Consider the following 13,322-nt stretch of genomic DNA (forward strand, 5'->3'; position numbering starts at 1 on the left):
AATTAAGGATAAAATACGGTCGATTTAACAAAAATTACATTAAAAGTGGGATTTCTCTCACATTGATACTTTTTTTTGGCCATTAGCTTAAGTCCTGAGGCTCGATATCCAGTGACCAACGTACTTTTTTTGCTAGTGGTAACAATAAAATGGCGGGCTTAGCGCTGCGTAACAGGGTTTGCATGATGCGGCGGTTTGGGGCCTGTAAAAGTAACTGCCAACGGTATTTCCCGGCACGTCGTGCCAACGGTGCTGGAATAGGTCCAAGTACTGGGGTGTGTTCATCATACACAGGGTTGGTTTCAAAAATCCCTCGGACTTGCCTTAAGAACTCTTCCACCATTTGATCATTATTGGCTTCCGCCCGAATCAGGGTTAAATACGTAAACGGAGGCAAGAGAGCCTGCTTTCTTTCGATGAGGGCACTCTGGGCAAAGTAGTCGTAGCCTTTATGGATTAACCCTTGTAATAGGCTGTGTTCAGGGTGGTGAGTTTGTAAGATCACTTCGCCAGGTTTGCTTGCTCGGCCAGCGCGGCCAGCAACTTGAATGAATAACTGAGCCAGGCGCTCTGGAGCTCGAAAATCGCTGCTGAACAGTGAACTGTCGACATCAATGAGCCCAACTAGGGTGACATTGGGGAAGTGATGCCCTTTAGCCAGCATTTGAGTACCAATTAAGATTTGATACTCGCCTTTTTTGATGGCTTCAAGGTAGTTTTCTAGAGTGCCTTTTCGGCGAGTGCTGTCTCGATCGATTCGAATGGTTTTGTATTCAGGAAAGAGCTGTTGCAGCAAGGTTTCGAGTTGTTCTGTGCCGACGCCAACAGAGATCAGCTGTGTTGAGCCACAGCCCATGCATTGATGCAAAACGGGTTGTTGTGAGCCACAGTGATGACAACGGATTTCGCCACTGCTTTGATGAAACGTATAATAGGCATCGCAGCGGGTACATTCGGCCAGCCAGCCACACTCATGACACATTAATGCTGGCGAGTAGCCTCGGCGGTTTAAGAACAACATGACCTGATTGCCCGCTTCTAGGTGTTTGCGCATTTGAGCGATCATAGGGGCAGAGAGCCCACCTTCTAGATATAAGCCTTTAACATCGAGCACACCATGACGAGCCGCTACCGCAACCCCAGCTCGCGAGGTGAGTTGCAAGTGGTGATATTTACCCGTTTGAGCATTATGAAGGGTTTCTAGGGCTGGTGTTGCTGAGCCTAAAATAATCGGAATATTTTCATTATTCGCACGCATTACAGCTAAGTCACGTGCATGGTAACGCAGGCTGTCTTGTTGTTTATAAGAAGCGTCGTGTTCTTCATCAACAATAATAATGCCCAGTTTAGTAAAGGGGGTGAAGAGCGCGGAGCGCGTACCAATGATGATACCAGCGTGATTATCTCGTGCAGATAGCCATGAATGAAGACGTTCGGTGTCGTTTAAGCCTGAATGGATCACATCAACGGGTATATTAAATCGACGTTTAAAGCGATTAATGGTTTGAGGCGTTAAACCAATTTCAGGGACAAGGATTAAAGCTTGTTTACCCGCTTTTAGCACTGGTTCAAGCAGGTTGAGGTAGACTTCTGTTTTTCCTGAGCCCGTAACGCCATCTAATAAATAACACGCAAAATTAGGGTTGGAGTTTACCGTAGCCACAGCAATAGCTTGCTCGGCATTTAATTGCGGTTTTTCTTCCTGAACTTCAAAAGTACGTTGCCAAAACGTGGCTTTTTTTTGTTGCTGTTGTTCTACAATCCAGCCTTTTTCTTGAACTGCTTTTAAAGTGGTACTGCTGATTTCTTCAGCCAGTAATTCTTCGTGAGCGCGAGCACCATTACGCAGTAAGGTTAATACTTTGGCCTGTTTAGGAGCACGAGTTAAAGACTGGATATTTTGTTCTTTACCTTGCTCGGTAAGTTGCCACTCTTTTAAGGTAGCAAAATTGGCCTCTTTGCCTTTTCTAAGCCAAGTAGGCATGGCATTAGCGAGCACATCACCTAAAGGGTACTGGTAAAAATCACTGCTCCACTTTAACAGCTTATATAAGTTGGTTGGCCATAGGGGGTGTAGGTCCAAAACTTGAGTCAGAGGTTTAAGTTGGTTAATTGGAAAGTCAGAGTGCTCAGTCAGCTCGGTAACAATGCCAATGAGTTGTTGACGGCCAAAAGGTACTTTGACTCGCCCGCCAATAACCGGGGCCTGTTCAGGTTTTATTTTATAATCAAAACACTTATCGAGTGGAACCGGAAGAGCAACGCGGGCAATAGAATACGACATATAACCAGACTTTAATAACCTGTGATCAGAGCAGGTAGTCTACATGGGAAAAATAGTTGCAGCAAAGTGGCGAAAAAAGTATCAGATTGGTTGATCCGAGAGGCATGTTTCATTACTATACTGCGCCTTACTAAAGTGTAATTTTTGATTTTAGTAATTCTATTTTAAATCACGTGTGGTGTTCGGCTAAGAATCGGATGGCGACACGGCCTAAACCAGAGGTTTTCCCATGAAAGTAGGTATTCACCCAGAATACAAATCAGTTGCTGCAAAATGTTCTTGTGGTAACACGTTTGAGTTCAACTCAACTCTAGGTAAAGAAACAATCAACCTAGACGTATGTGACAAATGTCACCCATTCTACACTGGTAAGCAACGTATCGTTGATACTGGTGGTCGTGTTGACCGTTTCAACAAGCGTTTTGGTATGCTGGGCAAAAAATAATTCTGCCAAGAATTCCAAAAAAAGGGGTGCAATCGCACCCCTTTTTGTTTTTTCAATTCTCATATTTTCCCCATCTGAATTTTTTTGCTACATCCCTCGAAAATACATTGGCTTGACCAGTAATACTGAGCTAGGATCTTCGACGCACATCAACTATTATTTTGTACCTTACCCAACTGAACACCCTTTGCATTCAGGATTAAACCACTATGTCTGAAGATTTTCGTCAACAAGCCCTTCATTATCATGCGTACCCAACTCCAGGAAAGATTTCAGTAGAGCTGACTAAGCCTGCTGATACGGTCGAAGATCTTGCACTAGCATACAGCCCGGGTGTGGCTGAGCCGGTACGTGAAATTGCACAAAATGCAGAAAACGTTTACAAGTACACCGCGAAAGGCAACATGGTTGCGGTGATTTCGAATGGTACCGCTATCCTAGGTTTAGGTAACTTAGGCCCATTAGCATCTAAACCAGTAATGGAAGGCAAATCATTGCTGTTTAAACGTTTTGCTGGCTTAGACTCTATTGATATTGAGGTTAAGCACCGTACGATTGATGAGTTTGTTGACACGGTTGCGAACATTGCTGATACCTTTGGTGGTATCAATTTAGAAGACATCAAAGCACCAGATTGTTTTGAAATTGAGCGTCGCTTGATTGAACGTTGTGACGTGCCTGTATTCCATGATGATCAGCATGGTACTGCTATTGTCACTGCAGCAGGTATGCTGAATGCGCTTGAACTGCAAGGAAAAGACTTAAAAGAGTCTGTAATTGTATGTTTAGGTGCTGGTGCAGCGGCAGTTGCCTGTATGGAACTATTGATTAAGTGTGGCGCTCAGCGTGAAAAAATCTATATGTTGGATCGTAAAGGTGTGATCCACACTCGTCGTGAAGACATCAATGAGCACAAACAAAAATTTGCAAATAACACTGATAAGCGCACATTAGAAGATGTGATCGAAGGCGCTGATATCTTCCTTGGTGTTTCTGGCCCAGATTTATTACCGGCTGAAGCGTTGGCACTAATGGCTGATAAACCAGTCGTGTTTGCATGTTCAAACCCAGATCCAGAAATTAAACCTGAACTTGCACACGAAGTTCGTAAAGATTTAATTATGGGTACTGGCCGTTCTGATTATCCAAACCAGGTTAATAATGTTATTTGTTTCCCATTCATTTTCCGTGGCGCACTAGATGTACGAGCAAGCGAAATTAATGATGAAATGAAGTTAGCAGCGGTTGAGTCTATTCGCCAATTAGCGAAAGAAGAAGTACCAGCGGCTGTTCTTGAAGCGGCAGGTGTTGATAAGCTAGAGTTTGGTATGGAATACATTATTCCAAAACCAATGGATCCACGCTTATTACCACGTGTGGCTAAAGCCGTCGCACAAGCTGCTGTGGACTCAGGTGTTGCTCGCATCGAGATGCCAAAAAACTACATGGAAAGCTAATCATTAGCTCATGTATTGCTTTATAAAAAAACCGCATTCTAGGATGCGGTTTTTTTGTATGTATTCTTTATCAGCAAGCGTGACTAAGACGGTTATTTTTCTTCTTCTTCGTCTGCAAAGGCTTCAAATTCGATGCCCATTGCGGTCATTAATGCTTTTGCTTCTGCTGGAATATCATCAGGGCGGTCTTTACGCATGTCTTCGTCAGTAGGTAATGGCTGACCTGTGTAGGCATGCAAAAAAGCTTCACATAATAGCTCACTGTTTGTGGCATGACGTAAGTTATTCACCTGACGGCGAGTACGCTCATCAGTGAGTACTTTCAGCACTTTAAGCGGGATCGATACTGTGATTTTTTTTACTTGTTCGCTTTTTTTACCATGCTCGGCGTACGGGCTGATATATTCGCCGTTCCAGTCTGCCATGCTTCACCTTTTGAGCTTCAATTAATGGGTATCTTTCCAATCTGGATAACTCACCGCAAGTCACGATAGATTATCCACATTGATGAAGGTGGATTTTAGCGGGATTTACCGCCATAAGCAAAGACATATAGACGTCTAGAAGTGTTGACGTCTTGTTTCGAGGGGTTTAAAGTGAGGCTAATTGTATGTCATCAAGCTTAAGTCACTGCTTGAGAATAAGGAAGGGAAATTATGAGCGACAGGAAACCCGCTACTATCGCAGTTCGTACTGGTATCGAATCTGACTCACAACACAATGCCGTAGTGCCACCTATTTATTTATCTACCAATTATAGTTTTCCTGAATTTGGTGATGTACCTCAATATGATTATGCACGTTCTGGTAACCCAACACGTGCTCAATTGGAAAAAGCATTGTCTGATCTTGAGCAAGGTGCGGGGGCAGTTGTCACTAATTGCGGTATGGCGGCATTGAACTTGATGGTTTCTGCGTTACTTGGCCCAGATGATCTGATCGTTGCTCCTCACGATTGTTATGGTGGCACGTATCGCTTATTTGATACTCGTGCGCGTAAAGGCGATTTTCAAGTCAAGTTTGTGGATCAATCCAATCCAGAAGCTTTGGCTGAAGTACTTGCACTGAAACCTAAGTTGATTCTGTTAGAAACACCGTCAAACCCGCTAGTGCGTGTGGTGGATATTGAAGCAATTTGCCAGCAAGCCAAGTTAGTGGGTGCTTTAGTTGCGGTGGATAATACGTTCCTTTCCCCTGTTCTACAGCAGCCATTATTACTAGGGGCTGATTTTGTCCTGCACTCCACTACAAAGTACATTAATGGCCATTCCGATGTTGTTGGAGGTGTCTTAATTGCAAAAACTCAAGAACATGCAGAAGATTTCGCGTGGTGGGGGAACTGCATAGGTTCAACGGGTACTGCGTTTGATAGTTATCTGACACTGCGTGGTATTCGCACACTGTCCGCAAGAATGCGCATTCATGAAGAAAACGCAATGGCCGTACTTAAGTGCCTACAAAATCAACCTCTAGTTGGTACCATTTACCACCCAAGTTTACCGGAGCACCCAGGGCATGAGATAGCGAAGCGCCAACAAGCGGGGTTTGGTGCCATGTTAAGTTTTGAACTTGCAGGTAGCCTGGAGCAGCTGAAAGTGTTAGTGACAGAGTTAAAGCACTTCTCGCTAGCGGAATCATTAGGTGGAGTGGAAAGTTTAATTGCTCATCCGGGTTCCATGACACACCGTGCCATGTCTGATGAAGCTCAAGCTGAAGCTGGCCTTGCGCCAACCTTATTACGTTTATCGGTAGGTCTTGAGGACAGCCGTGATCTGATCGCGGATTTAGAACAAGCCTTTGCTAAAGCGGCGGAGGTGGCGTAAATGACTCAGTCAGCGTTGCATGTAAACCCATCCTCTGAAGCTTTGCGTCAGTTACATAAATTTGGTGGCAGTAGCCTAGCAAACCCAGAGTGCTATCGTCGTGTTATTTCCATCTTAACTGAGTATTCCCACGATGATGACTTGGTTGTGGTATCCGCAGCGGGTAATACCACCAACCGCATTATTGAGTGGATGGATTTACTGAAAAAAGACGGCCGTCTAGCCCATGAGTGCTTGCAGTCATTACGTCAGTATCAGCAAGAGCTCATTGAAGATCTATTACCAGCAGAAAAAGCAGAGCCTTTAGTTACCTTGCTCCATGAGGAATTAGCGACGCTCTCTAATCTGACATCACCGCTGGATGAAGTTACTCGCTCCGATGTTCTTGGTCATGGTGAAGTATGGTCTGCCCGTTTGCTTTCTGCTTTGTTGAATCATTCGAGCTTACCAGCTGTATCCATGGACTCTCGTGATTTTTTACGTGCAGAACGTGCGGCTCAGCCAGAGGTTGATCGTTCACGTTCGTGGCCATTGCTGAAAGAAGCTTTAGTACAGCACTCTCATCATCGAGTGGTTATTACTGGGTTTATGGCACGTAACCAAGCGGGCGAGACGGTCTTACTTGGCCGTAATGGTTCTGATTATTCTGCCACTGTGATTGGTGCTTTAGCCGAAGTTTCCCGTGTCACTATCTGGAGTGATGTCGCGGGTGTGTACAGTGCTGATCCACGTAAAGTCAGTGATGCCTGTTTGCTTCCTTTACTGCGGTTAGATGAAGCGAGTGAACTCGCACGTTTAGCTGCCCCTGTGTTACACAGCCGCACTTTACAGCCAGTTGCTCAGAGTGTGTTGGATTTAAGTTTGCGTTGCAGCTATCAACCCGAGTCTGGTTCGACGCGCATTGAACGTGTATTAGCGTCTGGCCGTGGTGCTAAAATCATTACCTCATTAGATGATGTGCTTTTGATTAAACTCGACTTTGGCAAAGGTCATGACTTTGAGCGTATCCAAACAGACGTGCAGCGACTATTAACACGTGCTCAACTACAGCCATTAGCTCTAGAGGCCCAAGCCGATCAAGGCTGCATTTTATTAGCTTATACTTCTGAGGTGGTGAATTGTGCGTTGTCATTGTTGCAAGACGCAGCCATTAGTGCCGAAATTAAATTAAAAGAAGGTTATTCGATGGTCGCGGCTGTCGGTGCTGGTGTGGTGAATAACCCGATTCATTGCCATGGATTTTACCATCAGCTGAAAAATCGCCCAGTGGAGTTTGTGTCTGAATCAGAGTCTGAACTGAGCTTAGTCGCGATTTTACGTCAAACCGATACTGCAGATTTAGTCTCAGCTATTCACAGCAGTTTGTTCCAAGCGCAAAAGCGGGTGGGTATTGCATTATGTGGCAAAGGGAATATCGGGAGCAGCTGGCTGGAGCTTTTTGCAAAAGAGCGTGAAGAGCTGGAAAAGCGTCATGGGATGAGTTTTTCTCTGATTGCGGTGATGGACAGTCAACGCTACTGGTTAGATTCGAATGGTATTGATCCACAACAGGCGCTAGCAAACTTTAATGAAGAAGCTGTCGAACATGAACCTAATGAGTGGCTTGCAGAACTATCAAGCCAGGACGGTTATGATGATGTGGTATTACTTGATGTAACGGCAAGTGCTGAATTAGCTGCTCAGTACAGTGACATTGCTGAACATGGTTTGCATTTAATTTCAGCAAATAAAGTGGCAGGCTCGGCGGCAAGTAAGGAGTACCACAAGGTTCAGGACGCCTTTACGAAAACAGGCCGTTATTGGCTCTATAATGCTACTGTAGGGGCAGGGCTGCCAATTAACCATACCGTAAGAGATTTGCGTGAGAGTGGCGATGAGATTATGTCGTTATCCGGTATTTTCTCAGGGACGTTGTCGTGGTTATTCCAGCAATATAATGGTGATCTGCCATTTACTCAGCTTGTTGATCTGGCGTGGCAACAAGGTCTCACTGAGCCTGATCCTCGAGAAGATTTAAGTGGCTCTGATGTGATGCGCAAATTGGTGATCATTGCTCGTGAAGCTGGTTTAGCGATCGAACCTGAGCAAGTGAAAGTAGAGTCTTTGGTTCCTGCTGCATTAGAGCAGGTTAGCCTAGACGATTTCCTTGAGCAGGGTAAAGAGCTGAACGAACAACTAGCAGAGAGGCTTGCTAAGGCGAAAACGGAAGGCAAGGTACTACGTTATATTGCTCGTTTATCGAAAGACGGTTCAGCCACAGTAGGGGTAGAAGCGCTACCTGAGGAGCATCCTCTAGCGAATTTATTACCTTGCGATAATATCTTTGCGATTGAAAGCCGTTGGTATCGTGATAATCCATTGGTCATACGTGGACCTGGTGCAGGTAAAGAAGTAACAGCTGGTGCGATACAGTCGGATTTAAATCGAGTTGCTAGCTTGCTTTAACAGATTCTACACTACAATTATTGATGAAAAGCAGTGCTATTAGGTACTGCTTTTTTGTTTGAATTCCTTTCATCATTAACTTGAGAAAAATTCATGTTCGATAGCTTGACATTGAATAGCATAAAATACATCCTGTAGACATATAGACGTCTAAATGGATGTCTTGGAATTGAATGTAGGGTTTTAGTGGCGTTGCCACAGGGAGAGTAGGTATGGGATATTCACACGCAAGCCAGCTGGATGCGCTTAATCAAAACATCGCAGAGCTAGATGGTAACATCAATGTTTCTTTTGAATTTTTCCCGCCAAGTTCTGAAAAAATGGAAGAAACCTTGTGGAATTCCATTCACCGTTTAAAAACACTAAAGCCTAAATTTGTATCGGTTACTTATGGTGCCAATTCTGGTGAGCGTGACCGTACTCACTCCATTATTAAAGAGATCAAAGATCAAACGGGGTTGGTTGCAGCTCCTCACTTAACGTGTATTGATGCGAGCCGCTCAGAACTGATTGGTATTGCTAACGACTATTGGGCGAACGGTATTAAAGACATCGTTGCCCTACGTGGTGATATTCCACCTGGTGGCGGTACACCAGAGATGTATGCATCTGATTTGGTTGAATTACTAAAGTCTCAACATGATTTTGATATTTCCGTTGCGGCTTTCCCTGAAGTTCACCCAGAAGCTAAAAGTGCTCAAGCGGATTTACTCAACTTAAAACGTAAAGTGGATGCAGGGGCAAACCGTGCCATTACTCAGTTTTTCTTTGACGTAGAAAGCTATCTGCGCTTCCGTGACCGTTGTGTGGCGGCAGGTATTGATGTTGAAATTATTCCTGGCATTTTGCCTGTTTCTAACTTTAAGCAAGCTTCTCGTTTTGCCAACATGAATAACGTTAAGATCCCTGGGTGGATGTCGCAGCAGTTTGAAGGGCTAGACGACGATCCAGTAACTCGTCAAATGGTTGGTGCGAGTCAAGCGATTGATATGGTTCGTGTATTAAGCCGTGAAGGAGTGAAGGATTTCCATTTTTACACCCTGAACCGTGCAGAACATACTTACGCACTTTGTCATACTCTTGGTGTACGTCCATCAGGGGAGTAAGGCAAAAGCAGTATGCTCGCTTTATTCTTACAACAAAAAAGCCGCAGTAGTCATACTGCGGCTTTGTTATTTTTTACAGCTGTAAAATTTAGTTTTAAAGAGCTACGCTGCTTTCTGGGCCATCGATCTCTTTGAGTTCTGCTAGTACTTCTTCAGCCCAATCAATCCACGCTTGGCGGCTGTGGATGCCACGACGTAGCGTTAGACGATCTAAGCGAGCTTGACGATCTAATGTTTTGTAGTTAGAAAAATGCACTTTCTCTAATTCATGATAGTGAGCCATCATTGCATGAGATTCTTCAATAAGAGCAGCCAGCTGTTGTTGCATTGGCTCTGAATTGTGAACACCACAAACTAATAATTTAGCTGAGAACTCATCACGAATTGTTGGGTGCTGTGTGGATTCTTGGAACCAGCCAAATAAAGCTTCTCGGCCTAACTCGGTAATGGAATATACCTTACGATCAGGCTTGCCTTCTTGAGGTTCTAGTACACAGGTAACTAGGCCATTTTTGGCCATCTTATTTAGTTCACGATACACTTGCTGATGGCTTGCTTTCCAGAAGTAGCCAATGCTGTATGAAAATTCTTTAGTTATATCGTAACCAGTTGCGTCGCGTGTGCTAAGCACGGTTAAAATGACATGTGGTAGTGACATTTCTTCTATCCAATCGTATATATAATAAAAATTAAAAACATAACCAGTTAAACGCGACCTTCGTGCTCTTTGTCACTTATTTGTTATTGCGTTGGTTCAGCACCTAGCATGCCTACACTGTTATGATCACCTAGCATTACCAGACAAACTACAAATCCAAAGCCGCAATCACAGTGCTGTATCGCACTTTTATAGTGATATATATGAGATTTGTTACTGATAATACGTTTTTATGCGCCAGCTGATATTAATAGGATATATCAATTTATAAGCAAATTGTAGAATAGAGCTTAATTTAGGTGATAAAAATTGATAAATCTCATATTAAGCGAACTCATTCCAATAAAAAAGCCGCATCAGCGGCTTTTTTGATTATTTGTAGTATAATCTACTGCTTTATCCGGTATTACGCATTCCTGCTGCAATTCCAGCGATGGTAACCATCAAAGCTTCTTCCATTTCAGGTGCAAGCTCTTCATGCTGACGGGTACGATACAATAGCTCTGCCTGCAGCATATTCAATGGCTCAACATAGATATTACGCAATCGAATAGACTCAGAACCCCATGGGTCACGTTCCATTAGATGATCGTTATTTTCAACGTTGAGGACAGTTTTAATGTCTTTTTGTAGCTGAGAACGTAGACGATCGCCCAGTGGCCACAGTGATTTATCCGTTAAGCGCTGGTCGTAGTATTCAGAGATCCCAACGTTGGTTTTTGTGTATACCATCTCTAGCATACCCAAACGAGTTGAGAAAAATGGCCATTCACGGCACATCTCTTCTAACAGTTGTTGGTGGCCGTTATCTACAGAATGTTGAATAGCTTCACCAGCACCTAACCAAGCAGGAAGTACTAAGCGGTTCTGACTCCAAGAGAAAATCCATGGGATGGCTCGTAGGCTCTCGACTCCACCTTTTGGATTGCGTTTTGAAGGACGTGAACCCAGAGGCAGTTTACCCAGCTCAAGTTCCGGTGTTGCTGCACGGAAATAAGGAACGAAATCTTCTTCGCCACGAACGATATTACGGTAAGCGTCACAAGAAACGTCCGATAAGCTTTCCATCAGATTACGCCAATCTTGTTTTGGCTTTGGTGGTGGCAGTAGGTTCGCTTCTAGAATGGCGCTTGCGTATAAATTGAAGCTGTTTACCGCAACGTCAGGTAGGCCAAGTTTAAAGCGGATCATTTCACCTTGTTCAGTGACTCGTAGACCGCCTTTTAAGCTTTTTGGTGGCTGAGACAATAGAGCGGCATGCGCAGGTGCACCACCACGACCAATGGTACCACCACGGCCATGGAACAGAGTGAGTTCAACATTGGCTTCTTCACAGACTTCAACGAGTGCTTCCATCGCTCGGTACTGAGCCCAACCTGCTGCCATTACGCCAGCATCTTTGGCTGAATCAGAATAACCGATCATGACCATTTGGAAGTTTTGAATGAACCCACGGTACCAGTCAATATCCAGTAGCTGTTTGATCACGGTTTCTGAATTATTCAGATCATCCAGAGTTTCAAACAATGGACAAACATCCATGCGGAACTTACAGCCTGACTCTTGTAATAACAGGTGAACCGCAAGGACATCAGATGCGGTGCGTGCCATTGAAATCACGTAAGAGCCTAACGCTTCACGTGGTTGCTCAGCGACAACTTTACAGGTGTCTAAAACTTCTTTTACTTCCGCAGACGGTTCCCAGTCGCGAGGAAGCAGCGGGCGTTTTGAGCTGAGTTCGTTGACGAGGAAAGAAATCTTATCTTGCTCGCTCCACTGATCGTAATCACCGATGCCTAAGTAGCGGGTGAGTTCAGACAGGACATTCGAGTGACGTGTGCTTTCTTGACGAATGTCCAAGCGAACAAGGTGTACGCCAAAAGATTTAACACGGCGCAGTGAGTCAAGTAGTGAGCCATCTGCGATGATACCCATTCCACATTCATGCAGCGACTGGTAACAAGCAAGTAGAGGTTCCCACAGTTGATCCACCGACGTTAGGATTTCAGCATTGGAGGCGGGTTTGCCTTTCATTTGCCCACCTAACTCTTCAAGTGTGTTGTCTAGAAGAGTACGAACGCCTTTCAAGATCGCGCGGTATGGTTCGTGTTCATCGCCTGCCAGTGCACGTACGGTGTCATTGCATTTCACCATCGACAGTTCGCTGATCAGCTCTTGAATGTCGTTTAGGTAAAGATCGGCTGCTTTCCAGCGAGACAGTAATAACACTTCACGAGTAATGGTAGAGGTTACAAACGGGTTACCGTCACGGTCGCCCCCCATCCATGAAGAAAAGTGAACAGGCTTCGCGTCAATTGGTAGGCCTTCACCAACGTGGGTTTTTAGTTTGTCATCAAAATCACGTAAGAACTCAGGAACCCCTTTCCACAATGAGTTTTCTACAACGGCAAAGCCCCATTTCGCTTCATCAAGCGGGGTCGGTCGTTGTTTACGGATTACATCTGAATGCCATGCTTGGGCAATCAATTGCTCTAGACGGCGCTCTGTTTTTTGACGCTCAGAATAAGAGAGATCGGTAAGCTCTAGGCTAGATAAACATTTGTTGATTTGAACTAGCTTATGGATCATGGTGCGACGCGCAATTTCTGTTGGGTGTGCGGTCAGTACTAATTCAATATTTAGATCACGGATTGCTTGCGCTGTATCGAGCTTACTTACGTTGTTTTGAGTCAGTTTTGAGAAAAGTGAGCTGATGGCATCTGGTTGGCAAACGTGCTCTTCACAGTGACGAGAGATTGTATGATACTGCTCTGCCATGTTTGTTAAGTTGAGGAACTGACTAAAAGCGCGGGCTACAGGAGCTAGCTGATCATCTGGAAGGTTTTTCACTTCCTCGATAAGCAAGTCCCGATCTTCTTTGCTGCCGCCACGTGCTGCTTTTGACAGTTTACGAATGGTTTCAACTTTTTCTAATAATGGCTCGCCATGAGCATCGCGGATGGTATTGCCAAGCAGTCGGCCCAGCATACTAACGTTGCTCTTCAAAGCGGCGTATTTTTCATTCATAATCGCATCCCATATCGTAAATTTACTACATCCAATGTGCTTACGCAGACCAATAATCTATCGAAATTGTTGCCTCT

9 protein-coding genes are annotated in these 13,322 nt (G+C 44.5%); 5 read left to right on the top strand and 4 right to left on the bottom strand.

Translation table 11 applies throughout. The features are described 5' to 3' along the window. Positions 1–82 precede the first annotated feature (82 nt). A complete protein-coding gene (gene priA, locus MHO82_RS08480) occupies positions 83–2,284 on the bottom strand; it encodes a primosomal protein N' (protein WP_239183443.1) in 2,202 nt (733 codons plus the stop codon). A 229-nt stretch (positions 2,285–2,513) separates the two neighbouring features. Between priA and rpmE the strand changes: the two genes are divergently transcribed. After that, positions 2,514–2,729, top strand: a complete 216-nt coding sequence (gene rpmE / locus MHO82_RS08485; RefSeq protein ID WP_239183444.1) for a 50S ribosomal protein L31 — start codon at positions 2,514–2,516, stop codon at positions 2,727–2,729. Positions 2,730–2,938: 209 nt separating this feature from the next. Next, positions 2,939–4,186 carry a malic enzyme-like NAD(P)-binding protein gene (locus tag MHO82_RS08490; RefSeq protein ID WP_239183445.1) on the top strand — a complete coding sequence of 416 codons (1,248 nt, stop codon included), beginning with the start codon at positions 2,939–2,941 and terminating at the stop codon, positions 4,184–4,186. 92 nt (positions 4,187–4,278) lie between these two features. Here the strand turns inward: MHO82_RS08490 and metJ are convergent, their stop codons facing one another. Continuing rightward, the gene (gene metJ / locus MHO82_RS08495; RefSeq protein WP_239183446.1) at positions 4,279–4,611 is read right to left on the bottom strand and encodes a met regulon transcriptional regulator MetJ; all 333 of its coding nucleotides are present in this window, start codon (positions 4,609–4,611) and stop codon (positions 4,279–4,281) included. 231 nt (positions 4,612–4,842) lie between these two features. Here metJ and MHO82_RS08500 point away from each other — a divergent pair, with 231 nt between their 5' ends. The 3 genes from MHO82_RS08500 to metF all read left to right on the top strand — a co-directional run bounded on the left by MHO82_RS08500 (position 4,843) and on the right by metF (position 9,560). Further along, complete coding sequence (locus MHO82_RS08500) at positions 4,843–6,009, top strand: O-succinylhomoserine (thiol)-lyase (RefSeq protein ID WP_239183447.1); 1,167 nt, start codon at positions 4,843–4,845, stop codon at positions 6,007–6,009. Continuing rightward, positions 6,010–8,454: a bifunctional aspartate kinase/homoserine dehydrogenase II gene (locus tag MHO82_RS08505; RefSeq protein WP_239183448.1), complete on the top strand. Its 2,445-nt coding sequence runs from the start codon at positions 6,010–6,012 to the stop codon at positions 8,452–8,454. A 212-nt stretch (positions 8,455–8,666) separates the two neighbouring features. After that, positions 8,667–9,560 carry a methylenetetrahydrofolate reductase gene (gene metF, locus MHO82_RS08510; protein WP_239183449.1) on the top strand — a complete coding sequence of 298 codons (894 nt, stop codon included), beginning with the start codon at positions 8,667–8,669 and terminating at the stop codon, positions 9,558–9,560. 94 nt (positions 9,561–9,654) lie between these two features. Here metF and MHO82_RS08515 read toward each other — a convergent pair whose 3' ends face one another. Then, positions 9,655–10,218 carry a PadR family transcriptional regulator gene (locus MHO82_RS08515; RefSeq protein ID WP_239183450.1) on the bottom strand — a complete coding sequence of 188 codons (564 nt, stop codon included), beginning with the start codon at positions 10,216–10,218 and terminating at the stop codon, positions 9,655–9,657. Between the two features lie 396 nt (positions 10,219–10,614). Then, entirely contained in the window at positions 10,615–13,245 is a 2,631-nt protein-coding gene (ppc, locus tag MHO82_RS08520) for a phosphoenolpyruvate carboxylase (RefSeq protein ID WP_239183451.1), read from the bottom strand. Positions 13,246–13,322 lie beyond the last annotated feature (77 nt).

This window comes from Vibrio sp. Of7-15 (assembly GCF_022347565.1).
In the GTDB taxonomy this organism is placed as follows: domain Bacteria; phylum Pseudomonadota; class Gammaproteobacteria; order Enterobacterales; family Vibrionaceae; genus NORP241.

Bases quoted from the DNA above. Each gene is read 5' to 3' on its own strand.
- MHO82_RS08490 (WP_239183445.1), top strand. From the start codon at position 2,939: ATGTCTGAAGATTTTCGTCAACAAGCCCTTCATTATCATGCGTACCCA.
- priA (WP_239183443.1), bottom strand. From the start codon at position 2,284: ATGTCGTATTCTATTGCCCGCGTTGCTCTTCCGGTTCCACTCGATAAG.
- ppc (WP_239183451.1), bottom strand. From the start codon at position 13,245: ATGAATGAAAAATACGCCGCTTTGAAGAGCAACGTTAGTATGCTGGGC.
- rpmE (WP_239183444.1), top strand. From the start codon at position 2,514: ATGAAAGTAGGTATTCACCCAGAATACAAATCAGTTGCTGCAAAATGT.
- metF (WP_239183449.1), top strand. From the start codon at position 8,667: ATGGGATATTCACACGCAAGCCAGCTGGATGCGCTTAATCAAAACATC.
- metJ (WP_239183446.1), bottom strand. From the start codon at position 4,611: ATGGCAGACTGGAACGGCGAATATATCAGCCCGTACGCCGAGCATGGT.
- MHO82_RS08500 (WP_239183447.1), top strand. From the start codon at position 4,843: ATGAGCGACAGGAAACCCGCTACTATCGCAGTTCGTACTGGTATCGAA.
- MHO82_RS08515 (WP_239183450.1), bottom strand. From the start codon at position 10,218: ATGTCACTACCACATGTCATTTTAACCGTGCTTAGCACACGCGACGCA.
- MHO82_RS08505 (WP_239183448.1), top strand. From the start codon at position 6,010: ATGACTCAGTCAGCGTTGCATGTAAACCCATCCTCTGAAGCTTTGCGT.